We start from the raw sequence: 22,917 nt of genomic DNA, 5'->3' as shown, positions 1-22,917 counted from the left end.
GTGCGTGAGCACAGGTTTACGCGGGCGGAAGCAGGTCACAGACTTCTGACGAGGTCGTCGAGCGGCGCCGGTACCTCTCCGGGGCCGAGCGGCTCCACCAGGAGGCGGCCGTACCGGATCTTGCGGCCCTTCTTCGTGCCCAGGAAACGCCGCAACTGCTGCTCCCGTGGCCGGCCGTGCTGTGCGGGCTGCTGCAAGAAGGTCTGCCAAGCCCGCAGATCGCCCTCCGCCCGGATGACCTCCTCGACCCGCGCCGTCCCCAGCGCGCGGATGAGCTCGTCCTCCAGGTCTGCCACGCACACGAAGAAGCCCCCGTGCGGAGCCCGTGCCCGCCGCAGCCCGCGGTCGTAGAAGGGCTGCTCCCGCTCGTCGCACAGTCCCCGCAGGCGCAGACCGAGACCGGGCGGCCCGAGAAGCCCCGCGTAGCGGCCGACGCTCATGGCCCCGCCCATCGGCACGACGCACACCCCTTCGGCGGCGAGGTCCCGGCCACGTCGTGCGGCCAGTGCTTCGACTGCCGCGAGATCGCTCGGTCCTTCCAGCAGCACTGCCGTCCGCAGCCCCAGTCGGGCCGCCAGGCCGCTCGCCGGTTCACCGGGCCCGCCGGCGGCCCAGTCGCTGACCGCGTCCCGGAATGCGCGCATGTCCGTCATGGAGCGAGTCTGCACGTCGCCTGCCGGGTACCGCACCGGATATTGGACCCCGGACGGCAGGCATGGCATCCCCGTCACCGAGGCCGCGCCCGCCGCGACAGACGGTCAGGCGAGCATACCGGCGCGGAGCTTGCTCAGCGTGCGCGTGAGGAGACGGGAGACGTGCATCTGGGAGACGTCCAGTTCGGCGCCTATCTGTGACTGCGTCATCTCCTGCCCGAAGCGCATCTCGATGATGCGGCGCTCGCGCTCGTCGAGTTCCCCGATGAGCGGGGCCAGGGCGTGCAGGTTCTCCACCGTCTCCATGGCCGAGTCCGGCTCGCCCAGGATGTCGGCGAACGTGCGCGACGCCTTGCCCGTGGTCTCGCCGCCGTCGGTCGGCAGGTCCAGGGAGCCCGCGGTGTAGCCGTTCGAGGCGATGATGCCCTCGATGACCTCGTCCTCGGTGAGGTCCATGAAGTCGGCCAGCTCCTTGGCCGTGGGGTCACGGTCCAGGTGTGTGGAGAGTTCGTCCTTCGCCTTCGCCAGATCGACGCGGAGTTCCTGCAGACGCCGGGGGACATGGACGGCCCAGGTGGTGTCCCGGAAGAAGCGCTTGATCTCGCCGACGATGTAAGGGACGGCGAAGGTGGCGAACTCGACCTCCCGGGAGAGCTCGAACCGGTCGATGGCCTTGATGAGGCCGATCGTGCCGACCTGGGTGATGTCCTCCATGTCGCCACTGCCCCGGTTGCGGAAGCGCCGCGCGGCGAACCGGACCAGGGAGATGTTCATCTCGATGAGGGTGTTGCGGGCGTACTGGTATTCGTGCGTGCCCTCCTCGAGGACCCGCAACTGCTCGAAGAACAGGGTCGACAGAGCGCGGGCGTCCTTCGGGGCCACCTTGCCCGCGTCCTCGATCCAGGGCAGCTCACCGACGCGCCCCGGCGTAGCCTCCGGAGCCGACGCCTCGTCAGTCGTTACGGTCCCGGCAGTCTTTTGAGGAATCACTGCGTTCCCACCCTCCTGGTTCTGAGCGCACTTCGTGACCAGCCCCTGCCCCGCTCCGGAGGGCCTATGCCCGAGGAACACGAATTTTCTTGCTGCGTGGAAACAGTTGTCCCTGGACATCGTAAGATGAGCACGCCGGCCACCGGTGCGACCTCCAGGGCGCGCCGCGCTGGATCGGGTACAGGACCCGTACGCTGGAGGCCGACGGCCGGGGCCCACAGGCGGTCCGGGTTTCGGCGCAGCACGACGAGAAACAGGAACACGTGGACAGATTCGCTGCCGTCGAGCGGGAGCTGCGTAAGGCCGCACCCCATCTGCTCCTCGACGTCGTCACGGCGGCTCTGCGGGAGCAGTGCGACGTACAGAGTGTGGAACTGCGGCTCGCCGACTACGGTATGGCCACGCTCCAGGTGGTGTCCGAGGCGCCGCTCGCCGAACCGGTGCCGATCCATGACAGCCCGCAGGGGCGGGCCTTCGGGGCCCAGGAACCGTACGTGGAGCCCCTGACCACGCCTGGGCCGACGACCGCGCACCTGCCTGTGACCGTCCGGGGCGACCGGCTCGGTGTCCTCACCGTCACGGCGCCGGAGAGCAGTTGCACGCCGACGGGCCTGGCGGGGATGCAGCAGATCTGCGAAGCGCTCGGCCACGAGATCCTGGTCGCCGAGCGGGACACCGATCTCTACCTGCTGGCCCGCCGCGCCACCCGGCTGACGCTGGCCGCCGAGATGCAGTGGCAGCTGCTGCCCGGCCGTTCCGTCCTCCGCCCCGAATTCGCGCTGGGCGCCCATCTGGAGCCCGCGTACGCGATCTTCGGCGACAACTTCGACTGGTCGGTGTCCGCCCATCACCTCACGCTCACCGTCACCAACGGCATGGGCAAGGGGATGGAGGCGGCCCTGCTGACCAACCTCGTCGTCAACGCGCTGCGCAACGCCCGGCGCGCCGGCCTCGACCTCCCGGGCCAGGCCAGCCTCGCCGACCAGGCCGTCTACGCGCAGTACCGCGGCGCGCTGCACGCGTCGGTCCTGCTGCTCCGCTTCGACCTGGCGACGGGGGAGGTGGAGGCCGTGGACGCGGGGTCCCCCCGGATGTGGCGGCTCAGGGGACGCGCCGTCGAGTCCCTCGACTTCGACGCGCAGCTCCCGCTGGGCATGTTCGAGGAGACGGAGTACGTCGCGGAGCACCTGCGCGTGGAACCGGGCGACCGGCTGCTGATCGGCAGTGACGGAGTCTACGACAGCGCGTCGGCGGCGGGGGAGCGCTACGGACAGCGTGCCCTCGCGCGCTCGCTGTCCGCGCACCGCTTCCTGCCGTCCGAGCAGGTGCCGCTGGCGGTGATCCGTGATCTGCGGGACTACCGAGGGGCCACACCGCTCGACGACGACGCCCTCGTGGTCTGCCTGGACTGGTTCGGCCGGCAGTCCGGCGCAGGTGACGCGCCCGCGTGACCGGCGCGTTCGGCCCGGAGAGCGGTCGGCCGGTCTCTACCCGGTCGACCGCAGGGGTCTCGCACTGCCGCTGTCCTGCCCCGAGGCCGCGTTGCGGAAGGCCCTGAGCCCTTCGAGGAGCGAACGCCGCGCCTTGGCCGGCATGGCGTCGATCGTGGACATCAGCACCTCCTCCCTGCGCGTACGCAGGTCGACGAGGTACGCCTTGCCGTGGCTGGTCAGCCGGAGCTCCAGCTCCCGTCGGCTCACCGGGCTGGGGGCGCGCTCCACGAACCCCGTGGCCTGCAGGCGGTCGCACAGCCTGCTGACCGAGGGGGACGCCGATCCCAGGGCTTCGGCGAGCATCCGCAGATTGATGCCCTCCTCGCGGTCCAGCGTGTACAGCACGCGAAGCTGGGAAGGAGAGACCGGGCCGGTCGGCGCGGCCTCACGTCCGTGCTCCCAGAGGACCTCGAGGAGTTCGACGAACTCGGAACCCTCACGGGCCGCATCCCGGGACCGCTGGTCGGCTTCGGGGTTCAGGCCCATATTGATGACACTCCGATCCGGCATTGCTTCACTCGTCCGTCTGGCCACCGGACCGAGCAGACGAGCCGGGCATTCGATGCGCTCGTATGGAAAGCCAGGAGAAAAGGTTCAGGGACACGCGCGTGGCCCTGAATATCGTACCCCTGTCTGCCGCAAACCTCGGAGGTTGCCACCGGTACCCCCAATAGTTTCCTCACGACAACAGTTGTCATAGGGTACGGTTCTGTGGTTGACATCCGATCTCTGCGATCTTCAGCGGGCCGTCACCGCTCCCGCCTACGGTGGCGGTCCGCTCACGGCCTGGAGTACTGACACCCATGACGCACAGCCAGACCCTCGAGCTCACCGTCCGGTATCCGGCGGAGAGCGTGGCAGTCCTCACCGTCGCCGGGGAGATCGACGTGGACAGTGCTCCGGCCTTGCGGACCAGGGCCATGGAGCTGATCAGACAGGGGACACCTCATGTGGTGCTCGATCTGGAGCCCGTCGAGTTCTGCGACTCCTCCGGCCTCAACACCATGATCGGTATCCTCCGGTACGCGAAGGACCGGCACGGTTCGCTGTGCCTGGCCGCCGCGCCCTCACACCTCGTGAGGCTGCTGGACATCACGGGCGTCGGTGTTCTCATACCCACGGTCCTCACCACGGGCGAGGCGCTGACCCGCATCGTAATGCCCGGCGAAGCACCCTGAGAGCCGCCGCCTAACTGCGTCGGCACGTGCGCCCGGTGGGCTCCCACCGGACGGCGCCGACGTCTCACCCCTGGCGCGGACCGTCCTCCACGAGGCCGGGCTGCGCCACGTCCCCCTGCTCCATCGCGGCCTTGAGGCGCTCCAGCGTCGTACGGATGTTTCCGCGCTGGAACTCGGCGAACGTGTGCCCCCGCGTCGCCACCCGGTCGAAGGCGTTGGCGAGGAAGTCGGGCCACGCCCGCCGGTTGTCGGTCCAGGTCTCGGTGACCCGGGTGGAGCCGTCGACCGCTTCGAAGCGGTACTCCCACAGCGCGATCGCACCCGGCAGCCGCGGACGCCGCACCCCGATCGCGTGCACACGGAAGGCGAACCGCTCGCCCGGATCGGCGGCCGTCACCGTGCACCTGGTCGTCCAGCGGAAGGACCCGCGCTTGTTGCGGCCCTCGAAGACCATGCCGACATGAGCTCCCCGTCGGTCCCCGAGCACCCGGGCGCCACGGTTCTCCGGACTCCACCGCCCCATCGCCGTGGGATCGCTCAGCTGTTCGTACACGGCCGACGGTGACGCACGGATCAGGATGCTGTCCGACACGGACATGGTGCGGGGCATGAGAGGTACTCCCAATCCTCGGCGGGCCGGGTCGTCTCACCCGAACCGGACGGATCATCTGCGAACGCTTGGAGACGCTGGTTCGTTGGACAGTGTGGCGTACACGCAACAGCGTCCAGGACACCGGACCCGAGGAGCCCGCACATGCCGAGCCCGAGCGAACCCGGCACCACCCGCACCGTCGTCGCCGGCGACCGGACGCATCTGGTGGAGCAGCTCATGGAGCGGTTCTCCCATGTGCCGAGAGAGGCCGTCCTCAAGGAGGATCTGCTGCGCGGCGGCATGGCGTTCGACGACCCCGCGCTCAGCGACAACGAGCACGGGGACAACGAGCACGGGGACATCAGACCCAAGTCGTACTTCATCTTCTCCTTCGACCACAGCACCCTGCCCGAGCTGGGAGCCGCCGCCCTGCGCAGGCCGCCCGAGGAGATCGTGCTCACCGGCGGCCCTTACGACCTCCGCCGTATGGTGGTGTCGGTGCGGGTCAACCCCGCCCTCTCCGTACCGCGTGGCAGCCGGACCCGACGGGGTCCTGGGGCTCTATCGACTCCGCGGATGTCTTCGGCGCGCGCAACGTGATCCCCAACTTCGTCGCGGGCGTGGAGATGGCCGAGCCCTTCGGCTTCACGACCGTCGACGGGGCCAGCGCCTCGACCACCGAGGGTCTCCGCTTCTTCATGTCGCCCGGCATCACTCCGCGCTTCACCACCTGGTGCCCGGAGCCCACGACACCCTTGGGGAAGACCAACCCCGACGGCGCGCCGCTCGAATACCACATCAGACTGCTCGACGCCTACCGCTCGACCATGGAGGAGTACGGCCTGTCCTCCCCGCCCGGATAGGGTCCCGCGGGTGCCGGGCGGGCCGTGTTCTCGGTCAGCTCGTTCATGGACAGCGTGCCCCCGGGAGTTGATCCGGCGCCCGCGCCCCCTCCCCGGCCCGCGCAGGCGGGTGACGTGGCGAGAACAGGCTGGCGGTGATGTCAGGCCCGCCACTCGGCGGTGCGTTCCGGGGAGGCGTCCGCCAGCGCCGTCGTGATGGCGTCGGCGTCGCCCCGATGACCGTAGACGGGTGTTCCCGGCTGCTGGCGCCACGACTCGTCGAGGCCGCCCGCGTCCACGGTGTCGAAGCCCAGCTGGTCGATCAGGTCCCGGACCGCCTGCTTGGCCGCAGGATCGTCGCCGGCCACGGGAAGGGCCTGCCGGCCGGGCGTGCCCTGGGGTCGTCCCTTGTCGAGGATGTCCTGGGCGTATGTGCCGTTGAACGCCTTGACGACCGGGTGGCCGATCTGCTTCTCGGTCCACCGGCTCTCCGTCAGCCCGTCCTCGATGGCCGCGATGCGTCCGTCACGCTGCTGCGGGTAGTAGTTGCCCGTGTCGATGACGGCGACATCGTCGGTCGCTCCGTCGAGGAGGCCCGCGGGCAGGTCCGGCACCGACTTGAGCGGAACGGTGACCACGACGATCCGTGCTCCCCGCGCCGCCTCCGCCGCCGTGACCGCTGTGGCACCTGTTTCCTCGGCGAGGTCCTTGAGCGTCTCGGGCCCCCGGGAATTCGCGACGGACACGTCGTGTCCGAGTGCGGTGAGACGCCGGGTGAGGTTGCCGCCGATGTTGCCTGCCCCGATGATGCCGATCTTCATGAAAATCCGACCTTCCGATGCGGAGTGCGTGGAGTGAAAGGGTCTCGCCGGTTCACCAACCCAGGGGGCGCTGACGCTATTCCGGATGTGCCGAATCGGTTCAGCACGCGGGTGACGGATGAGAGCGCTCCGGATGGGCACGTATGGGAGAGAGAAACGGAACCACAATGCCCCACTTGGAGGTGGTGCCCGTGCTGCACGGCGTAGATGTCAGCGCGTTTCAGACGGACTACGACACGGACGGCTCGGACTTCGTCTTCGTCAAGTCGACCGAGGGCCGCTCCTATGTCAATCCGAGGCTGAAGAGCCAGGTGAAACGCGCCCGGGATGCCGATTGTGTCGTCGGCTTCTACCACTTCCTCTGGCCCGGAAACGCCAAGGAGCAGGCGGACTACTTCCTCGACAGGACACCGGAGAAGGAGGGCGACCTCCTCGCCGTCGACTGGGAACAGACAGGGGAGGGCACACGCGCGAGCAGCGCGGACAAGGACCGTTTCATCCGGGAGGTGAAGAGGCTGAGGCCCCGTCACCGTGTGCTCCTGTACTGCAACCGCTCCTTCTGGATCAACCACGACACGAGCTCGTACACCGGCGACGGACTCTGGATCGCCGACTACGGCAAGGCGGCCGCCCCACGGATCGAAGCGGAGTGGCGCATCCATCAGTACACCGACGACCCGCTCGACAAGAACGTCGCCGACTTCCCCTCACGCAAGGCCATGCGCGACTGGGCCACGGTCTGAGAGCGAACCGCCCTCCCGGAGACGGGGACGCGTTCGTCAACACGCTGTTCGTGGCCATCGGCCAGTGGAGTGTCCTTTGCCAGCCACTGGGGGAGTGCGCACGGAGATGACCTGCGGTACCCCCGCGGGGAGTCCATCCTGGTCGCCGAGTCCGCAATCGGCCGTCGACCGAAGGAGTGCCGCAGTGACGACGAGGGGCCCCGCAGTATCGGCGGAAGCCGATCCCGCCTACCAGGACGAACTGCCTGTCCGGCGTCGGCAGCCGGGGAACGTGGTCATCAGATGGCTGACCAGCACCGACCACAAGACGATCGGCACGCTCTACCTGAGCACGTCGTTCATGTTCTTCCTCCTCGGAGGCATCCTGGCGCTCGTCATGCGTGCCGAGTTGGCCCGTCCCGGCACCCAGATCGTGTCCAACGAGCAGTACAATCAGGCTTTCACGATGCACGGCACGATCATGCTGCTGATGTTCGCGACGCCGCTGTTCGCCGGATTCACGAACTGGATCATGCCGCTGCAGATCGGCGCACCCGACGTGGCGTTCCCACGTCTCAACATGCTGGCCTACTGGCTGTACCTCTTCGGCTCACTGATCGCCGTGGCCGGCTTCCTCACCCCGCAGGGCGCCGCCGACTTCGGCTGGTTCGCCTACACCCCGTTGTCGGACGTGGTCCGCTCACCGGGCCCCGGCGCCGACTTGTGGGTCATGGGTCTGGCCCTGTCAGGCTTCGGCACCATCGTCGGCTCGGTCAACTTCATCACCACGATCGTGTGCATGCGCGCCCCAGGCATGACGATGTTCCGCATGCCGATCTTCGTGTGGAACGTCCTGCTCACCAGTGTTCTGGTGCTGCTGGCCTTCCCTGTTCTGGCCGCCGCGTTGCTGGCCCTCATGGCGGACAGGAAATTCGGCGCACACGTCTTCGATCCCGCCAACGGCGGCGCACTGCTGTGGCAGCACCTCTTCTGGTTCTTCGGCCATCCGGAGGTGTACATCATCGCCCTGCCGTTCTTCGGAATCGTCACCGAGATCATTCCGGTGTTCAGCCGCAAACCGATCTTCGGTTACGTCGGCCTGATCGCTGCGACGATCGCCATCGCCGGCCTTTCGGTGACGGTGTGGGCGCACCACATGTATGTGACGGGCGGCGTGCTGTTGCCATTCTTCTCCTTCATGACATTCCTCATCGCGGTACCGACCGGTGTGAAGTTCTTCAACTGGATCGGCACGATGTGGAAGGGGTCGCTGTCCTTCGAGACCCCGATGCTCTGGGCGGTCGGGTTTCTGGTCACCTTCCTCTTCGGTGGATTGACCGGTGTGCTCCTGGCCTCGCCGCCGCTGGACTTCCACGTCTCCGACTCGTACTTCGTCGTCGCGCACTTCCACTACGTCGTCTTCGGCACCGTGGTCTTCGCGATGTTCGCCGGCTTCCACTTCTGGTGGCCGAAGTTCACCGGCAAGATGCTGGACGAGCGGCTCGGGAAGATGACCTTCTGGACGCTGTTCATCGGCTTCCACGGCACCTTCCTGGTGCAGCACTGGCTCGGTGCCGAGGGCATGCCGCGTCGCTACGCGGACTACCTCGCCGCCGACGGCTTCACCGCACTCAACGCGGTCTCGACGATCGCCTCGTTCGTGCTCGGACTGTCGATGCTCCCGTTCCTGTACAACGTCTGGAAGACAGCGAAGTACGGCAAGAAGGTCGAGGTCGACGACCCCTGGGGCTACGGCCGTTCGCTCGAATGGGCGACGTCGTGCCCGCCCCCGCGGCACAACTTCCTGACGCTTCCGCGGATCCGTTCCGAATCTCCGGCGTTCGACCTGCACTATCCCGCGATCCGCGCCCTCGAGGACGCGGCGAACCGCCCTCACGAGTCGGTCACCGTGGCTCCCGGGGACAAGCAGGCCTAGACCCCCGGGGCGAGGCGCCGAGGAGAGGAGGACCGCGTGAAGCCGGACAAGGAGAGTGCCCGGGGCCTGGCCCAGGTGGAGGGCTACCTGCTCTGGAACGCCGAGGTCGAGGAGGCCCGCCGACAGGCCCGCCGCTTCACCGACGCGCTGCCCTGGCTCACCACCGCCCAGCGCGAGGACGTCGAGCACGTCTACGTGGCGGACAGGATCGAGGCCTGCCGGGACACGCTCACAAGGATCGCAGGCCGTGCCCACGAACTCCGGGGTGAGTACACCGCGCGCTACGAACGGCTCAGGGCCCGCTGCGTGGCGCTGTCCGTCCTGGCTGTCGGCACGGTGGGCGGCACCTGCACAGCCCTGACGCTGATCGGCCGCTGACCCCGGCCCCGGGTGCCTGTGCCCGTGATCCAGGCACCCGGGGTCAGTGGCGCAGCAGGCAGAACGGGTGTCCGGCCGGATCCGCGAACACACGCCAGCCACGTGTGTCACCCCCGTCATCCAGCAGCGTGGCCCCCAGTGCGAGCACCTGCTCCTGGGCACGGTCCAGATCCGGGACACCGAAGTCCAGGTGAAACTGCTGTGGGTGAGCCGGGTCCGGCCACCTCGGAGGCAGGTATTCCTCGACCCGCTGGAAGCAGAAGACGAGCCCGGCCGGAGTGTGCACCGTCGCCCAGTCCTCGCCCAGGGCCCACCGCTTGTCGGGCCGGTCGGCCTCCCCGCCCGACACGGCCGCGTAGAACCGGGCCAGGCGCGCCGGATCGGGACAGTCCATCACCACACACTGCAGTTCAGCGATCATGCGCAGCATTCTAGGAACGTGTTCACCGGGCCGGGACCGCCCATGCCCGGTCGAGATCGGAGAGGTGGGCGGCGAGCAGTTCGGAGTGGGGTGAGGGCAGTTCGTCGGCCGGGTGCTCCAACTGCACCGCACACGCCGTCGTGGTGTCGATGAGCCTTTCCAGCGCACCGGCCACACCCTCGGACCCGGCCGCGTGCCGGGCCGCCGGAGGGAGTTCGGCTGCCGACAGCTCGATCGCCGCACGGGCCGCCGCCAGCGACCGATAGGCATCCCGGCGTAGTGCCGTCCTGCCGGCGTGGTCCTCCCGGGCCTCCGTGACGTGCCCCAGATAACGGTGCGCCGCCTCCACCGCCGTGCCGAGAGCGGCCCGTACGGCGTGGCCACGCCGGCCCGGCAGCGGGAGATGCCCGACGAGCAGCACCGTCGCGCAGGCGAGAAGCGACTCCACCACGCGCCCCCACGAGGCAGGCGGTTCACCTCCCAGCACGACGAGGGACAGCACGAGGACGGTGACCACGGCCGTCTGCAAGGCGAAGTGCCGGGTGGCCACAGGAAGCAGCGCGCCGCAGAGCGCGACCGCCACGACCGGAGGGTACGGACCTGACGCCAGCAGGACCGCGCCACCGAAGACCGCGGCGCCCACGACCGTACCCACGGCCCGGCACACCACGCGCGACACCAGCGGTCCGAGATCGGGCTTGACGAGGAACACCGTCGTGGCGGGCAGCCAGTACCAGTGGTCGTGGTGCAGCCACTGCGCCACGACCGTGCTCGTCGCGCAGCACACGGCGACCCGTAGACCGTACTCACGGCCGGCCGCACTCCACGCGCCGCGCAGGACGGACGCGTACGAGCGTGCTCCGGGCCTGCCCGGCGGCGCGCCGGCGGGGCGGTCGAAGGCCGCCGCGGCCCGCAGCAGGGCTTCGTCCAGGGCCCGAAGCCCTGCATCCGTACGGGCCGGAGCCGCCAACGGCCCGCAGGGGCCGCCGGTCCGCACCGCGGCCGCCAGCCTGCGGGGACCCTCCACGATCCTGTCCGGCACCGGGGCCCCGGCCCACGCCAGCGCGGTCACCGCCTCGGCCAGCGGAAACGCCGCCGCATACCGGGCGTGCAGCCGGCGCTCCGCCGCGGAGCTCGCGTAACGCCGCAGCCGTGGCCCGGACAGAGCGTCCTGCGCCTGGTCGAGCGCGGCACTCAACGCTGCGCGCCCCGCGCGGGCCCGCGGGCCGCCTGTGGCCTTCAGGAGTCCCGCCACAGCCTCGTACACCGCGGCGACCGCCTCCCGCTCCCCGTCGAGACGGTACGGCCCCCTGCCGATGCTGCCCGGCGACGGAAGGACCAGCCGGAGCAGGAGGAGCCATCCGGCACCGGCGAGGAACAGCAGAGCGCGCACCGGGCCGGGCTCGGGCGACGGCATGCCGGCCCCGATCACGACCGCGACCAGCACCTGTGTGCCGCACGCGGACGCGACGGGCCCCGTGGAGCTGACCGCTCCCGCGACCAGACCCAGCAGCCCGAACAGGAGCGGCAGAACCACCAGGGACCGGCCACCGCCGACAGCCGCCGTGATCACCGTGCCGAGCAGCAGACCCGCCGCCCCCGCCAGGGCGGGGAATCCGAGTCGGGCGACGGAGGAGCGGCGGCTGCCGGGCCGGTCGTTGATGCCGGCCAGCATCGCGCCGAGAGCGGCGGGGACCCCGGCGGTCGGCCGTTCCGCGAGGACCGACACGAGCAACGGCAGGGCGGCCAGCGCCCCGCGCAGTACCGCGTTCCACGGCACCGGTCCGCGCTGGGCCCGCAGCACATGGGCGAGCCAAGGGGGAAGCCGGCCGGCTGGAAGAAAAAGGCGTGGGCACCGTGCTCCTGTCCGCGTGGGAGGGCGAGATCGCCTGCGGACGCCGTCGGCCTGGGCTCGTGTCCAGCCTAGATCCCTTACATGGAGAGCGTGCTACCTGCCCGTTTCCGTGACGTGACGCCGCTCGGGACCAGGAGTGTCAGAGGGCGGCACCGAAGTTCTGGGTCCACACGGGGCCGCCGGACGATTCCTCCCTGCCGATCCCGATCTCCTTGAAGGCGCAGTTGAGGATGTTCGCCCGGTGGCCGGAGCTGTTCATCCAGGAGTCCATCACCGCCGCGGCGGTCGGCTGGCCCTTCGCGATGTTCTCGCCGTACGTGCTCCACCGGTACCCGGCGGCGGTGATGCGCGCCCCGGGGTCCGTGCCGTCCGGAGAGGTGTGGGAGAAGTAGTCCCGTGCCACCATGTCCGCCGAATGACGTGAAGCGGCCTTCGCCAGCAGGCTGTTGCCGCTCACCGGCGCACACCCTTCCTTCGCTCGCTCGCTGTTGACCAGGGCGATGACCTCATCGGCCACCGACGGGGCCGACGAGGCCTTCGGCGCGGGGGCCGGAGCCGGCTCGGAGGAGGGAGTGCGCGGCCTCTGCGTCTTCTCGGGAGTGGGGGTGGCGCTCCGGCTCCTGGACGCGGACGGGGACGTGGTCGCCGAAGGCGACGGCGACGCCGATGAGGACGAGGGGGCGGGGGAGGAGGGCGACGACGACGGCGTCGTCACGGATGCCGAGGGACCGGTGAGCGGAGTTACGGCGGTCGCCGGGCCCTCACCCTCGTCGTCCGCATGGAGATGGACGACGGCGCCTCCGCCTCCCAGTACCGCGACCGCGGCCAGACCGGCGAGGACCGTGGTGCGCCGGCGCCGTCTCACGCCGTCCCGCCGGCGCTCGGCACGCCCCGGCCCCGACGCGACGGCTGCCGCGGGCAGGAACGCCGTCGGCGCGAACTCCGCCGCCCGGCCGCCCGCGGACGCCGCCACGGGGACCAGGGCCAGGCCCACCAGCAGACCCTCCGCCGGGACCAGCCCCGACCTGTGCCCGGCGCACACCGTGCACTCCCGCGCGTGGCGTGCCAGGCGCTTGCGCCACAGCGCGGACGGCACCCCGTCCCAGTGGGCCGTCAGGTCTTCGAGGAGGACACAGCGCGGATCCGCCGCCAGAGCGCGTACCACCACGCGGGAGGCCTCCAGCCGCTCCTTCATCCGCTGGACACGCACTGCTGTGTGCTGGGGGGACAGGTCGAGGGCGCTCGCGACCTCCGCCCTGGACAGCTCCCCGGCCGTCTCCAGCCACCAGAGCGACACCAGCTCGCGGTCGTCGTCGTCGAGCCACCTCGTGGCCTCGGCGGCCTCCCGGCGCTGGCCCGTGAGACCGAGCCGGACGATCGTCAGCTCGACGAAGTCGGCGGCGGGGTCGACGACGTCGTACGCGTCGTCCATCCGGTCCGCGGATATCTCCCCGGTCCCGCGCGCACGCCAGTGCCCGCGTATCTCGTTCATGGTGATGGCCACGAACCAGGACCGGAAGCTCTTCGGGGTACGCAGTGAGGGCAGGCCGCGCAGCATGCGCAGCACGCTGTCCTGGACCACGTCGTCGACGTCCGCGTGCCCGTTCAGCGCCCGGCCGACGATGTTGTAGACCAACGGCAGGTAGGAGGCGACGAGCCGGTCCTGCGCCTCGGGGTCGCCCTTCTGCGCGGCCTTGATCAGCGCCGTCTCGCCTGCCTCGCCCATGCTGTGCTCACTCTTCCGGGATCCTGTTCCGTCACTTCCCACACTCGGGAGACGCCGTGCGGCGGGGACGATAACAGGAATCCGGTCAGGTGCTCGATATCCGCTCCGGGATCCGTACACACCGCGTGCCCGGCCCGGTGACGGAGCGAACCGTCCCCGGGCCGGGCACCGGGATGCGGGCCGGACGGCGAGCCCGGCACGCTGCCGTCAGGAGCGGGGCGGGTTGTCCTGGTCGCGGTCGGCGCCGAACTGCTGCTTCAGCTTGTCCTGGCCGGTGTCGACATGCTTGCCGTACTTGCCCTGCGTCCGGTCGTCGATCATGTCTCCGGCCTTGTCGACGCCCTTTCCGGCCTGGTCCTCGTGGCCCTTCAGCATCTTCTTGATCTTGTCCAGCGCGGACATGGCGGATCCTCCTCGTGTCGGCTTCCCCCACTCGTCAAGCGTCACCGCACATCGCCGGGCCCGCATCCGCGAATGCCGCCGGACGGGCCTGAGGGCCGTCCGACGTGTGAAGGGCGGCTGGGCGGGCAGATACCGGGTTACCAGGAGGAGGTGGTGGGCCGTGGGCCGCATCCAGATCGTCCGCCGTCCGCAGCCCCCCACGGGGCCGCCCCCGCTCGATCTGCGAACACCGTCCGGACGGCCCCTGCCGTACTGACCCCGGAGCCGTGCCCGGACGGGCACCCGTCGCCATCGCGGTGTGTGAGGCTTGGACATGAGCGTGCACCGACAGCCACCGGCCGACCGGCTCAGGACCGATGTGCCGCACTCGGCCCGCGTCTGGAACTACCTGCTCGGAGGCAAGGACAACTACCCCGCGGACGCCGAGGCGGGGGAGACGATCCTCGCGGCCTACCCGGACATCGCGGGCATCGCGCGTGACCAGCGGGCCTTCCTCGCCCGCGCCGTCCGATTCCTCGCCGGGGAGGCAGGGATCCGGCAGTTCCTCGACATCGGGACGGGTCTGCCCACGGCCGACAACACCCACGAGGTGGCGCAGCGGACAGCGCCCGAGTCCCGGATCGTGTACGTCGACAACGACCCGCTCGTGCTGACGCACGCCCGCGCGCTCCTGACCAGCACCCCGGAGGGAGCGTGTGCGTATGTCGACGCGGATGTGCGCGACACCGGCCGGATCATCGAGGAGTCCGCCCGCACCCTCGATCTCAGCCGCCCCGTCGGGCTGACCCTGCTGGGCATCATGGGGCAGCTGCCCGACGAGGAGGACCCGTGGGCGCTGGTCCGCCGTCTGGCCGAGGAGCTCGCTCCCGGAAGCTACGTGGCCCTCGCGGACGGCACAGACACCAGCGGGACGATGAACCGCGCGGTCGAGGCGTACAACGCGCATGCGCCGAACCCCTACCACCTCCGCGGCCCGGACAGGATCGCCGCGTTCCTCGACGGGCTGGAGCTGGTCGAACCGGGCGTCGTCAGGACGGCGCACTGGCGTCCCGACCCCGGTCCGGACGGGCCGGTCGCACCCCCGAGCCCCGCAGTGAGCGGTGTGGGACGCAAGCCCTGAGCCCGGGGCGGGCGGAGCGTAAGCTCCGGAGACATGATCGACCATTCGGCGTACGCCCCGTCCGCCCGCCGGACGAACTGGGCGGGCAACATCACCTTCGGTGCGGAGCGGCTGCACACACCCACCTCCGTGGCCGGACTCCAGGATCTCGTGTCCGCGGGGACGGCCGTCCGCGCGCTGGGCACCGGGCACTCCTTCAACACTGTCGCCGACACCGACGGCGCCCTGATATCCGTCGCGGGCCTGCCCCGCTCCATCGAGATCGACCGGGAGGCCCGTACCGCGACGGTGAGCGCCGGCCTGCGGTTCGGGGAGCTGACCGGGACCCTGCACCGCAACGGCTTCGCCCTGCACAACCTCGGCTCGCTGCCCCATATCTCCGTGGCGGGAGCATGCGCCACGGGGACCCATGGTTCGGGCGTGGGGAACCGTTCCCTGCCGGGCGCCGTCAGGGCGCTCGAGCTCGTCACCGCCGACGGCGGCATCCTGTCGCTGGAGCGGGGTGACGCGGACTTCGACGGCGCGGTGGTCTCCCTGGGCGCACTCGGAGTGGTGACCCGGCTGACCCTGGACCTCGTGCCCGCGTTCGACATCCAGCAGTGGGTGTACGAGGGACTTCCGCAGGAGCAGCTGCTCGGCCGGTTCGACGAGGTGATGTCCGAGGCGTACAGCGTGAGCCTCTTCACCGGCTGGCACGGCGGCCCGATCGATCAGGTGTGGCTCAAGCGGCGTGTCGGCGACGACGGCCCCCGCACCGCACCGTCCCGGTGGCTCGGCGCGACGCTCGCGCAGGGGGCGAGGCACCCGGTCCCCGGTGTGGCGGCGGAACACTGCACCGAGCAGCAGGGCGTCCCGGGCCCCTGGCACGCCAGGCTCCCTCACTTCCGGCTGGAATTCACGCCGAGCAACGGGGAGGAACTCCAGTCGGAGTACTTCGTCGCCCGGCATGACGCGGTGGCGGCCTACGAGGCTCTCGACCGGATCCGGCAGCAGTTCGCGCCGCTCCTCCAGATCGGTGAGATCCGCACGGTGGCGGCCGACGACCTGTGGCTGAGCCCGGCACAGGGGAGGGACTCCGTGGCGTTCCACTTCACCTGGGTGCCCGACACCGCCGCTGTCACGCCCGTCCTCGGAGCCATCGAGGAGGCCCTCGCCCCCTTCGGGGCCAGGCCGCACTGGGGCAAGGTCTTCACCACCCCGCCGGCGGCGCTCCGCGAGCTGTACGGTCACTACGCCGACTTCGAGCGGCTGACCGAGCGGCTCGACCCCTCCGGTACGTTCCGCAACGACTTCCTGGCGGACCACTTCCCCCGTACCACCTGAGGGCCGCGCCTCGCGCGTCCGGGTCAGGCCCGTCCAGCGGTCCTGATCCGGGTGCGGGGTCCTACCTCAGGTCGGACGGCGGTCCGCCGGGCCGGCGCCCGGTCGACGGACCCGGTGCGAGCTCCTCCACGAGTGCGGCCAGCTCCTCGCAGGCGAGCTCCGTCTCGTGGCGGATGTTGTTGTGCTCGGTCACGATCGCCGCGAGCAGCAATGCCGTGAGCGCCACACAGCCGTTGAGGACGCAGAGGTTCAGCATGACCTCGAGCACCGAGTGACCGGCGAACGGTCCGATCCCCTCGGTTCCGGCGATGATCGTCATGACGGACATGAGCAGAGCACAGGGGGCACTGCCGGCCAGCTGGAAGCGGAGCGCCGCCCAGACGAGCACCGGGAAGAGGAGGTAGATCATGGACAGCGAGCTTCTGGTCGCTACGGTCGAAGCCACCGCGGTGACCACGGCGAGCGCAACGGTCTCCGCCCACCGGTCGTCCGTCCTGGGCAGGCGTGCCTTGCGCAGGACGAGCAGCAGAGGCGTGACCATGAGTACGCCCATCGCGTCACCCGCCCACCAGGCGGACCAGACCGGCCAGAACTGAGAGGCGGACAGCCCTCCGCTCAGCAGCTGGACCCCGCTGCCCGTGGTGGCGCTGATGAGCATGCCGCCCAGGGCTCCCAGAAAGACGAGGGCGAGACCGTCGCGCAGGCGGTCCAGTTCCGTCCGGAACCCCACCGCGCGCAGGGCCAGGAAGGAGCCCAGCGGGGCCAGAGCGCTGCCCGCGGTGACGGCGAGGCCCCAGAAGGTGAACCCGTCGCTCATGGAGATGACGGTGAGGAGAGCCCCGAGGGCGATCCCGGGCCAGATCCGTGGTCCCAGGTACAGCAGTGCGGCGAGGGCGATTCCGGAGGGCGGCCACAGGGGGGTGACGACCGACCCTTCCACCTCGATCTCTCTGAGGAGGCCGAGCCGTGCGGACGCGTAGTAAGCGGTCGCGATGCCCAGCATCTGCAGAACGATCACGGCTCGGCGTCGGGTCTTCTCGCTGGGGATCACGCATCTCATAAGACACCGCCCCTGACGGCGGGCCGTTGTGACACGCACGGGCGTGGGACCCGCTCACCCGGGGCCCGGGGAGGGGCGGTCGTGGCGCAGCACGAGCACGGCCGCGTCGTCCTCATGGCCCGTGAACACCGCGGCCTGGAGTACCCGGTCCGCCAGTTCCTCGGCGTCGGCGCCGACGTGGGCGCTCACCAGGCGCCTGATCCCGTCCAGGCCGTCGTCGATCGACAGCGAGGGCCCTTCGACGACTCCGTCGGTGAGCAGGACGAAAACCCCGTCGACGTCCAGGTCGCGTCGGGTGACAGGGTAGTGCTGGCGCAGCGCGATGCCGAGCGGGAGGCCGCCGGCGTCGGCTGTGATGCCCGAGCGTCCGTCGGATGTCGCCCACACGGATGCGACATGGCCCGCGCGGGCACTGCGGAGCTCCCGCGTCTCCGGGTCCAGCCGGAGGAACGAGCAGGTGGCGAAGAGCGCCGAATCCATCGAAAGGATCAGATCGTTGGTGCGGCCCATCACCTCACCGGGATCGGCTGCCGAACTGGCGATGGCGCGCATGGCTATGCGGATCTGCCCCATGAAGGCCGCGGCTTCCACGTCGTGCCCCTGGACATCGCCGATGGCGAGGCCGAGCGACCCGTCCGGCAGGAGGAAGCCGTCGTACCAGTCGCCGCCGATGTCCAGCCCGTCCCGAGCGGGGGCATACCGAGCCGCCGTCTGCAGTCCCGGGAAGACAGGCAGCGTCGCGGGCAGCATCTTGCGCTGCAGGGCCTGGGCCAGCTCGACGCGGGCCTGATGCAGCTCCACCTCTTCCCGCGCACGGGCGGTGAGGTGCTGCAATGTGCTGAGCAGGTCCTCGGCGCTCGCCGACCGGGGAGTTCGACGCCGGTTCATGGGCCGCTCCGCGTTGCGATAGTTCCTGCATCCTATTTCGGCGTCGGAACTCCTGCGAGCGCTGGTGCGGCCCCGCCCCGGACGCCCCGGACCCGGTCAGCCGGCCCGGCCGAGGGAGGCGGTGAGCCGCCCCAGGGTCGCCTGCAGGGCCAGCACCTCCTGGACCGACATGCCGGTGGCCTTGAGGATCGAACGGGGGACGGGCAGCGCGCGCTCGCGCAGGTCCGTCCCGGCGCCGGTGAGGTGGACCGTGACCGACCGCTCGTCCTGCGGGCTGCGCTCCCGCCTGACGAGACCGGCTGATTCCAGCCTCTTCAGCAGGGGCGACAGCGTGCCGGAGTCCAGGTGCAGCCGCTCACCGATGGTTTTGACCGGCAGCGGGCCGTGTTCCCAGAGAACCATCAGGGCCAGGTACTGCGGGTAGGTGAGGCCGAGGTCCTTGAGCGCTTCCCGGTAGACGCCACCGAAGGCGCGGGAGGCCGCCTGCAGCGAGAAGCAGACCTGGTGGTCCAGCTTGAGGAGTTCCGTGTCCGGCAGATCGGCCAGTCCGGGTGCGGGGGTCGGTGATGGCGTCATGAGTCAAGGGTAGCTTGCCGTTCGCCATTAAGTTGTGCGCAATTGAATTGCGTGTAATTCTTACGGGGTGGCCGGACCTCGGCCACCGTCGTACGAGAGAAGGTCACCCCATGGACGCGCTGTACACCGCTGCCGCCACCGCCAACGGCCGTGAAGGCCGGGCGGTGAGCTCCGACGGACAGATCGACCTCGCGCTCGCCCTGCCGCCGGCCCTCGGGGGCAACGGCGCGGGCACCAACCCCGAGCAGCTCTTCGCCGCCGGATATGCCGCGTGCTTCGCCAGCGCGATGAGCTCGGTCGCCCGTGAGATGAAGGTCGACACCCAGGACGTCTCCGTGACGGCCGAGGTCTCGATCGGCAAGGACGATTCGGGCTTCGGGCTCGCGGTCGTCATGCGCGTCGAGCTGCCTGAGGCGCTCGAGGGGGAGACCGGCCGGCGCCTGGTCGAGGCGACGCACGCGTACTGCCCCTACTCCAAGGCCACACGCGGCAACATCGACGTCGAACTCGTCATCGAATAGTGGAACAGGTCTCTCCGCCCGTCATCGGGCGGGGAGACCTGTCGAGCAGGGGCGGCAGGAGTCGAACCTGCGGCATCCGGTTTTGGAGACCGGCGCTCTGGCCTCTGAGCTACACCCCTTCGGAGTGATCAGCGTCGCAGCCGCTCCCCGCAGCGGACAACCGGTTTTACGGTGGCCGGGGGCCGTTCCCGGGGTCCGCCCCCCGACGCCCGGAGGCGAACGCGTACACTCGGCTCCCGTTTCCGCTGATTGGCGGGCATAACCGATCGATAGGCAGTTCACGTGAGTTTCGCAGAGGCATCCGACGCACCGATCTACGCCGGTCTGGTGGAGGAGCAGGGCGACGTTCCGGCCGAGGTGCGGCGGGTGGCCGAGGAGACGCTGCTCGAGGTCGAGAGCGCGCTCGACTTCAGCGCGGTGCGTGCTCCGGCCGCCGCCCGCTGAGTCCGGCCCGGACCACGCCGGGCCACGGCGGACCCGGTCCGGATCAAGCGGGATCTCCGTGGGCAGGATCATCTCCGTCGACCCCTGGATCCTCACCCCCCGGAGCCCGCGTGACCATCAGCCTGCACCGCTCGGCAACCGTCCTGTTCCAGGGCGACAGCATCACCGACGCGGGACGGCTGGTGGAACGGGACTGCCCCCTGGGCAACGGCTACGCCCGGACGGCCGCCGAACATGTGCGGTCCGCGCTTCCGGGCAGCGACATCACGTTCGTCAACCGGGGCGTCGCAGGCGACTGCGTCTCGGATCTGCGCGCCCGCTGGCGTGAGGACGCCCTGGACCTCGAGCCGAACGTGGTGTCGGTCCTGATCGGCGTGAACGAGACCTACCGCCGCTACTTCTACGGCACGGTCACCCCGGTGAGCGTGTTCGAGCACGACTACCGCGCCATCCTCACCCAGGTCCGGGAGGAGTCGGACGCCCAGCTGATCCTCATCGAGCCCTTCCTCGTGCCGGTACAGGAGGAGCAGTGGGCCTGGCGAGACGACCTCGACCCGAGGATTCAGGCGGTCCGCAGGCTGTCCGAGGAGTTCGACGCCACGCTGCTGGCGGCGGACGGCCTGCTCAACCAGGCGGCGCGCGCCGCCGGCGGCGCCGAGTGCATCGCGGGTGACGGGGTCCACCCGACCCCGCTCGGGCATTCGGTCCTGGCGGCGGCCTGGACGGCACTGGCAGGGCTGTAGCCCGCCGGGGGCCGGAGGACCGGAACCCTGGCCCAGACGGTCTTGCCCGCCCCGGGGGACCGCGACCAGCCCCAGCAAGTGCTCAGCGCGTCGACGATGCGCAGACCCCGGCCGCGCTCGAAGGACTCGGCCTCCGGGCGCAGTACGGGCACTTCGGGGCTGGAATCGTTGACCGCGCAGACCAGCGTCCCGTCCTGGCACGCGAGGCCGAGCCGGGCCGTCGACCGCTCGTCGGGCAGCAGTCCGTGGCAGACGGCGTTGCTCGCCAACTCGCCCGCGACGAGGGTGACCTCATCGGCGCAGGAGCCCAGGCCCCATTGGTGGAGAGCTTCGCGGACGAACGCACGCGCCAGCCGCAGGCTCTCCGCGTCCGCCCCCAGGCCACGCGTGGCGAACCCCGGGGCCCCGATACCGAGGTCCCGCGCCAGCTCCTCGTGCGGGTCCGCGCCGCTCGCCGCAAAACCGGGCACGGGCGCTGCCGCTCCGTGACGCCGTGTGTTCTCCGCGTGCATGAGCGCTGACAACCCTCCGTCGAAGCCCGGCGCAATGGTGCCGTCGGGGCCGGATGACCACTAGTATCCTCGCCGTCCGCACCCGCTGTGCAATTGCATCCGGAATTGCACTCGGGGGTGTGAGCCAGGGACACCTGTTCACCCGGCGCGGACCCTGGTGACACACCAGGACGTGTCAGCGCAACGAAAAGGACGGACCGCATGCAGCACATCGACAACGGCGTTCCCGCCAACTCCCTGACCGGCGTGGAGTGGAAGAAGAGCCATCACAGCAATCCCAGCGGGAACTGTGTCGAGATGGCGCTGCTGCCCGGTGGAGCGGTGGCCGTACGCAACTCCCGGCACCCCGAAGGGCCCGCCCTCGTGTACACGGGAGACGAGGTACGAGCGTTCCTCGCGGGCGTCAGGGACGGCGACTTCGACACCATGACGGGCTGAGTCCGCGTCAGCGCGGGCTGAAATATTACGGCACTCTCGCAATCGGCCGGGCCATGGCGGGGCTCCTGATGGCAGACTGGCATCACGACGCCCGTCCTCAGGAGTCCGCATGCCCGGCAACGAACAGCTTCAGCCGTCACGGAGGCCGACGCTCACCCCGGCGACGGGGGCGAGTCCCACGGCTCTGCGCCTGGTGCTGGGCGCGCAGTTGCGGCGGATGCGCGGCGAGGCCGGCATCACCCCTGAGGTCGCCGCGGAACGGATCCGGTGCTCGACGGCGAAGATCAGCCGGATGGAGACCGGGCACTCCCCTTGCAAGGAGCGCGACGCCGCCGACCTCCTCACGCTCTACGGTGTGACCGACCCAGCCATGACGGCCGAGTTCATCGACCTGGTTCGCAGGGCCGGACAGCGCGGATGGTGGCGCAACTACGCCGACGTGCTGCCGGACTGGTTCGAGCCCCTGGTCGGTCTGGAGGAGGCCGCCGCGTCGATCCGTACGTACGAGGGGCATTACATTCCGGGGCTGCTGCAGACCGCCGACTACGCCTATGCCGTGGTGCGTTCCGGTCACGCTCTCGAATCGGAGGAGATCACCCGCCGCCGGGTCGAGCTGAGGCTCAGGCGGCAGCAGTTGCTGCAGCGGCGGGATGCGCCGAAGCTCTGGGTGCTGCTGGACGAGGCCGTGCTGATGCGTCCGACGGGCGGCACCCGGGTGATGCGCGAACAGCTCGCGCATCTGCTGGAGATGACGGAGCTTCCTCACGTCATCGTGCAGGTCGCCCCTTTCGACGTGACCGCCCATACGTCTCCGGGCAACGGCATCACCTATCTGCGGTTCGCGGTGGACGGGCTCCCCGACGTCGCGTACATCGAACACCTGACCAACGCCACGTCCGTGAACAAGCCGGAGAGCACGGACGAGTACCGCTGGATCCTGGACTCGCTCAGCGCCCAGTCGCCGAGCCCGGCCGAGAGCAAGGACCTCCTGAGGCTGGCCCTCGAGCGCTACACCTCCGGCGGCCGGCTAACCGGCAGCGGTCCGGCTGGGTGACCCCCCTCCCACGGGGGCTCAGCCGGTCAGGGCCTCGGTGATCTGCCGGGTCGTCTGCGCGGCAACCCGTGGATCGGACGCGGCGTACGAGGTGTAGGCGTTCAGGGCGGTGGTCAGGGCCCATCCGCGTCCCCGTGCCCAGGTGGCGTCGTCCACGCCGAGCGCCGTCCGGAAGGCAGCGGTAGATCACGTGGTCCGACCCGGCCGGGTCGAGCACCTCGAGAGGCAG

24 protein-coding genes, 1 tRNA gene and 3 pseudogenes are annotated in these 22,917 nt (G+C 70.2%); 13 read left to right on the top strand and 15 right to left on the bottom strand.

Translation table 11 applies throughout. The features are described from left to right. Positions 1 to 35: 35 nt before the first annotated feature. Together AB0P41_RS23580 and AB0P41_RS23575 are read right to left on the bottom strand one after the other, a co-directional pair. Entirely contained in the window at positions 36 to 653 is a 618-nt protein-coding gene (locus AB0P41_RS23580) for a TOPRIM nucleotidyl transferase/hydrolase domain-containing protein (protein WP_356710854.1), read from the bottom strand. A 105-nt stretch (positions 654 to 758) separates the two neighbouring features. Continuing rightward, entirely contained in the window at positions 759 to 1,643 is an 885-nt protein-coding gene (locus tag AB0P41_RS23575; RefSeq protein WP_365933980.1) for a SigB/SigF/SigG family RNA polymerase sigma factor, read from the bottom strand. A gap of 263 nt (positions 1,644 to 1,906) precedes the next feature. Here AB0P41_RS23575 and AB0P41_RS23570 point away from each other — a divergent pair, with 263 nt between their 5' ends. Continuing rightward, the gene (locus AB0P41_RS23570) at positions 1,907 to 3,094 is read left to right on the top strand and encodes a PP2C family protein-serine/threonine phosphatase (RefSeq protein WP_365933978.1); all 1,188 of its coding nucleotides are present in this window, start codon (positions 1,907 to 1,909) and stop codon (positions 3,092 to 3,094) included. A 36-nt stretch (positions 3,095 to 3,130) separates the two neighbouring features. Here the strand turns inward: AB0P41_RS23570 and AB0P41_RS23565 are convergent, their stop codons facing one another. Continuing rightward, complete coding sequence (locus AB0P41_RS23565) at positions 3,131 to 3,622, bottom strand: MarR family transcriptional regulator (protein WP_365933976.1); 492 nt, start codon at positions 3,620 to 3,622, stop codon at positions 3,131 to 3,133. 317 nt (positions 3,623 to 3,939) lie between these two features. Here AB0P41_RS23565 and AB0P41_RS23560 point away from each other — a divergent pair, with 317 nt between their 5' ends. Then, the gene (locus AB0P41_RS23560) at positions 3,940 to 4,314 is read left to right on the top strand and encodes an STAS domain-containing protein (RefSeq protein ID WP_356710848.1); all 375 of its coding nucleotides are present in this window, start codon (positions 3,940 to 3,942) and stop codon (positions 4,312 to 4,314) included. A gap of 64 nt (positions 4,315 to 4,378) precedes the next feature. Here AB0P41_RS23560 and AB0P41_RS23555 read toward each other — a convergent pair whose 3' ends face one another. Further along, positions 4,379 to 4,924, bottom strand: a complete 546-nt coding sequence (locus AB0P41_RS23555) for an SRPBCC family protein (RefSeq protein ID WP_356710846.1) — start codon at positions 4,922 to 4,924, stop codon at positions 4,379 to 4,381. 144 nt (positions 4,925 to 5,068) lie between these two features. On the opposite strand from AB0P41_RS23555, the pseudogene AB0P41_RS23550 reads away from it, so the two are divergent. Continuing rightward, positions 5,069 to 5,907, top strand: a pseudogene (locus AB0P41_RS23550) (hypothetical protein). 2 nt (positions 5,908 to 5,909) lie between these two features. On the opposite strand, the gene AB0P41_RS23545 reads toward AB0P41_RS23550, so the two are convergent. After that, entirely contained in the window at positions 5,910 to 6,569 is a 660-nt protein-coding gene (locus tag AB0P41_RS23545) for an NAD(P)-binding domain-containing protein (protein ID WP_356710844.1), read from the bottom strand. A 191-nt stretch (positions 6,570 to 6,760) separates the two neighbouring features. Here AB0P41_RS23545 and AB0P41_RS23540 point away from each other — a divergent pair, with 191 nt between their 5' ends. The 3 genes from AB0P41_RS23540 to AB0P41_RS23530 all read left to right on the top strand — a co-directional run bounded on the left by AB0P41_RS23540 (position 6,761) and on the right by AB0P41_RS23530 (position 9,605). Next, positions 6,761 to 7,312, top strand: a complete 552-nt coding sequence (locus tag AB0P41_RS23540; protein ID WP_365934214.1) for a glycoside hydrolase family 25 protein — start codon at positions 6,761 to 6,763, stop codon at positions 7,310 to 7,312. A gap of 184 nt (positions 7,313 to 7,496) precedes the next feature. Further along, positions 7,497 to 9,227, top strand: coding sequence for a cytochrome c oxidase subunit I (ctaD, locus tag AB0P41_RS23535; RefSeq protein WP_365933973.1), 1,731 nt, complete (start codon positions 7,497 to 7,499; stop codon positions 9,225 to 9,227). 36 nt (positions 9,228 to 9,263) lie between these two features. After that, positions 9,264 to 9,605 carry a hypothetical protein gene (locus tag AB0P41_RS23530; RefSeq protein WP_365933971.1) on the top strand — a complete coding sequence of 114 codons (342 nt, stop codon included), beginning with the start codon at positions 9,264 to 9,266 and terminating at the stop codon, positions 9,603 to 9,605. Between the two features lie 43 nt (positions 9,606 to 9,648). Here the strand turns inward: AB0P41_RS23530 and AB0P41_RS23525 are convergent, their stop codons facing one another. From AB0P41_RS23525 to AB0P41_RS23510, 4 genes are all read right to left on the bottom strand, one after another. Then, positions 9,649 to 10,026 (bottom strand): VOC family protein, encoded by a 378-nt coding sequence (locus AB0P41_RS23525; protein ID WP_356710838.1) that lies wholly within the window; start codon positions 10,024 to 10,026, stop codon positions 9,649 to 9,651. Positions 10,027 to 10,048: 22 nt separating this feature from the next. Then, positions 10,049 to 11,830, bottom strand: coding sequence for an FUSC family protein (locus AB0P41_RS23520; RefSeq protein ID WP_365933969.1), 1,782 nt, complete (start codon positions 11,828 to 11,830; stop codon positions 10,049 to 10,051). A gap of 190 nt (positions 11,831 to 12,020) precedes the next feature. Then, positions 12,021 to 13,607: a sigma-70 family RNA polymerase sigma factor gene (locus AB0P41_RS23515; RefSeq protein WP_365933967.1), complete on the bottom strand. Its 1,587-nt coding sequence runs from the start codon at positions 13,605 to 13,607 to the stop codon at positions 12,021 to 12,023. A 207-nt stretch (positions 13,608 to 13,814) separates the two neighbouring features. Then, positions 13,815 to 14,009 (bottom strand): antitoxin, encoded by a 195-nt coding sequence (locus tag AB0P41_RS23510; protein WP_356710832.1) that lies wholly within the window; start codon positions 14,007 to 14,009, stop codon positions 13,815 to 13,817. Between the two features lie 313 nt (positions 14,010 to 14,322). On the opposite strand from AB0P41_RS23510, the gene AB0P41_RS23505 reads away from it, so the two are divergent. After that, entirely contained in the window at positions 14,323 to 15,129 is an 807-nt protein-coding gene (locus AB0P41_RS23505; RefSeq protein WP_365933965.1) for an SAM-dependent methyltransferase, read from the top strand. A gap of 33 nt (positions 15,130 to 15,162) precedes the next feature. Then, positions 15,163 to 16,452 carry an FAD-binding protein gene (locus AB0P41_RS23500; RefSeq protein ID WP_365933963.1) on the top strand — a complete coding sequence of 430 codons (1,290 nt, stop codon included), beginning with the start codon at positions 15,163 to 15,165 and terminating at the stop codon, positions 16,450 to 16,452. Between the two features lie 61 nt (positions 16,453 to 16,513). Here the strand turns inward: AB0P41_RS23500 and AB0P41_RS23495 are convergent, their stop codons facing one another. The 3 genes from AB0P41_RS23495 to AB0P41_RS23485 all read right to left on the bottom strand — a co-directional run bounded on the left by AB0P41_RS23495 (position 16,514) and on the right by AB0P41_RS23485 (position 18,976). Next, positions 16,514 to 17,503, bottom strand: a complete 990-nt coding sequence (locus AB0P41_RS23495) for an MASE1 domain-containing protein (RefSeq protein WP_365933961.1) — start codon at positions 17,501 to 17,503, stop codon at positions 16,514 to 16,516. A 63-nt stretch (positions 17,504 to 17,566) separates the two neighbouring features. Continuing rightward, entirely contained in the window at positions 17,567 to 18,400 is an 834-nt protein-coding gene (locus tag AB0P41_RS23490) for a PP2C family protein-serine/threonine phosphatase (RefSeq protein ID WP_356710824.1), read from the bottom strand. A gap of 96 nt (positions 18,401 to 18,496) precedes the next feature. After that, entirely contained in the window at positions 18,497 to 18,976 is a 480-nt protein-coding gene (locus AB0P41_RS23485) for a MarR family transcriptional regulator (RefSeq protein WP_356710822.1), read from the bottom strand. A gap of 110 nt (positions 18,977 to 19,086) precedes the next feature. On the opposite strand from AB0P41_RS23485, the gene AB0P41_RS23480 reads away from it, so the two are divergent. Further along, entirely contained in the window at positions 19,087 to 19,497 is a 411-nt protein-coding gene (locus AB0P41_RS23480) for an organic hydroperoxide resistance protein (protein WP_356710820.1), read from the top strand. A gap of 46 nt (positions 19,498 to 19,543) precedes the next feature. Here AB0P41_RS23480 and AB0P41_RS23475 read toward each other — a convergent pair. Further along, positions 19,544 to 19,616, bottom strand: a tRNA-Trp gene (locus AB0P41_RS23475). Positions 19,617 to 19,779: 163 nt separating this feature from the next. Between AB0P41_RS23475 and AB0P41_RS23470 the strand changes: the two genes are divergently transcribed. Beyond that, a complete protein-coding gene (locus AB0P41_RS23470; protein ID WP_187327294.1) occupies positions 19,780 to 19,941 on the top strand; it encodes a hypothetical protein in 162 nt (53 codons plus the stop codon). A 110-nt stretch (positions 19,942 to 20,051) separates the two neighbouring features. Next, positions 20,052 to 20,684, top strand: a complete 633-nt coding sequence (locus AB0P41_RS23465) for an SGNH/GDSL hydrolase family protein (RefSeq protein ID WP_365933959.1) — start codon at positions 20,052 to 20,054, stop codon at positions 20,682 to 20,684. Positions 20,685 to 20,725: 41 nt separating this feature from the next. Here AB0P41_RS23465 and AB0P41_RS23460 read toward each other — a convergent pair. Then, a pseudogene (locus AB0P41_RS23460) lies at positions 20,726 to 21,196 on the bottom strand (ATP-binding protein); the annotation flags it as partial. A gap of 201 nt (positions 21,197 to 21,397) precedes the next feature. Between AB0P41_RS23460 and AB0P41_RS23455 the strand changes: the two are divergent. Together AB0P41_RS23455 and AB0P41_RS23450 are read left to right on the top strand one after the other, a co-directional pair. Next, complete coding sequence (locus tag AB0P41_RS23455; RefSeq protein WP_356710816.1) at positions 21,398 to 21,634, top strand: DUF397 domain-containing protein; 237 nt, start codon at positions 21,398 to 21,400, stop codon at positions 21,632 to 21,634. Between the two features lie 109 nt (positions 21,635 to 21,743). Next, a complete protein-coding gene (locus AB0P41_RS23450) occupies positions 21,744 to 22,688 on the top strand; it encodes a helix-turn-helix transcriptional regulator (RefSeq protein ID WP_356710814.1) in 945 nt (314 codons plus the stop codon). Positions 22,689 to 22,706: 18 nt separating this feature from the next. On the opposite strand, the pseudogene AB0P41_RS23445 reads toward AB0P41_RS23450, so the two are convergent. Next, positions 22,707 to 22,868, bottom strand: a pseudogene (locus AB0P41_RS23445) (phosphotransferase); the annotation flags it as partial. Positions 22,869 to 22,917 lie beyond the last annotated feature (49 nt).

This window comes from Streptomyces sp. NPDC079167 (genome assembly GCF_040686735.1).
In the GTDB taxonomy this organism is placed as follows: domain Bacteria; phylum Actinomycetota; class Actinomycetes; order Streptomycetales; family Streptomycetaceae; genus Streptomyces.
Note: the sequence above shows the minus strand (reverse complement) of the source record. Positions and strands in the feature narration are given on the sequence as shown.

Excerpts from the sequence above, each read along its gene's own strand:
- AB0P41_RS23510 (WP_356710832.1), bottom strand. The coding sequence starts at position 14,009 with ATGTCCGCGCTGGACAAGATCAAGAAGATGCTGAAGGGCCACGAGGAC.
- AB0P41_RS23525 (WP_356710838.1), bottom strand. The coding sequence starts at position 10,026 with ATGATCGCTGAACTGCAGTGTGTGGTGATGGACTGTCCCGATCCGGCG.
- AB0P41_RS23500 (WP_365933963.1), top strand. The coding sequence starts at position 15,163 with ATGATCGACCATTCGGCGTACGCCCCGTCCGCCCGCCGGACGAACTGG.
- AB0P41_RS23515 (WP_365933967.1), bottom strand. The coding sequence starts at position 13,607 with ATGGGCGAGGCAGGCGAGACGGCGCTGATCAAGGCCGCGCAGAAGGGC.
- AB0P41_RS23560 (WP_356710848.1), top strand. The coding sequence starts at position 3,940 with ATGACGCACAGCCAGACCCTCGAGCTCACCGTCCGGTATCCGGCGGAG.
- AB0P41_RS23580 (WP_356710854.1), bottom strand. The coding sequence starts at position 653 with ATGACGGACATGCGCGCATTCCGGGACGCGGTCAGCGACTGGGCCGCC.
- AB0P41_RS23565 (WP_365933976.1), bottom strand. The coding sequence starts at position 3,622 with ATGGGCCTGAACCCCGAAGCCGACCAGCGGTCCCGGGATGCGGCCCGT.
- AB0P41_RS23545 (WP_356710844.1), bottom strand. The coding sequence starts at position 6,569 with ATGAAGATCGGCATCATCGGGGCAGGCAACATCGGCGGCAACCTCACC.
- AB0P41_RS23455 (WP_356710816.1), top strand. The coding sequence starts at position 21,398 with ATGCAGCACATCGACAACGGCGTTCCCGCCAACTCCCTGACCGGCGTG.
- AB0P41_RS23490 (WP_356710824.1), bottom strand. The coding sequence starts at position 18,400 with ATGAACCGGCGTCGAACTCCCCGGTCGGCGAGCGCCGAGGACCTGCTC.
- AB0P41_RS23505 (WP_365933965.1), top strand. The coding sequence starts at position 14,323 with ATGAGCGTGCACCGACAGCCACCGGCCGACCGGCTCAGGACCGATGTG.
- AB0P41_RS23450 (WP_356710814.1), top strand. The coding sequence starts at position 21,744 with ATGCCCGGCAACGAACAGCTTCAGCCGTCACGGAGGCCGACGCTCACC.
- AB0P41_RS23480 (WP_356710820.1), top strand. The coding sequence starts at position 19,087 with ATGGACGCGCTGTACACCGCTGCCGCCACCGCCAACGGCCGTGAAGGC.
- AB0P41_RS23485 (WP_356710822.1), bottom strand. The coding sequence starts at position 18,976 with ATGACGCCATCACCGACCCCCGCACCCGGACTGGCCGATCTGCCGGAC.
- AB0P41_RS23555 (WP_356710846.1), bottom strand. The coding sequence starts at position 4,924 with ATGCCCCGCACCATGTCCGTGTCGGACAGCATCCTGATCCGTGCGTCA.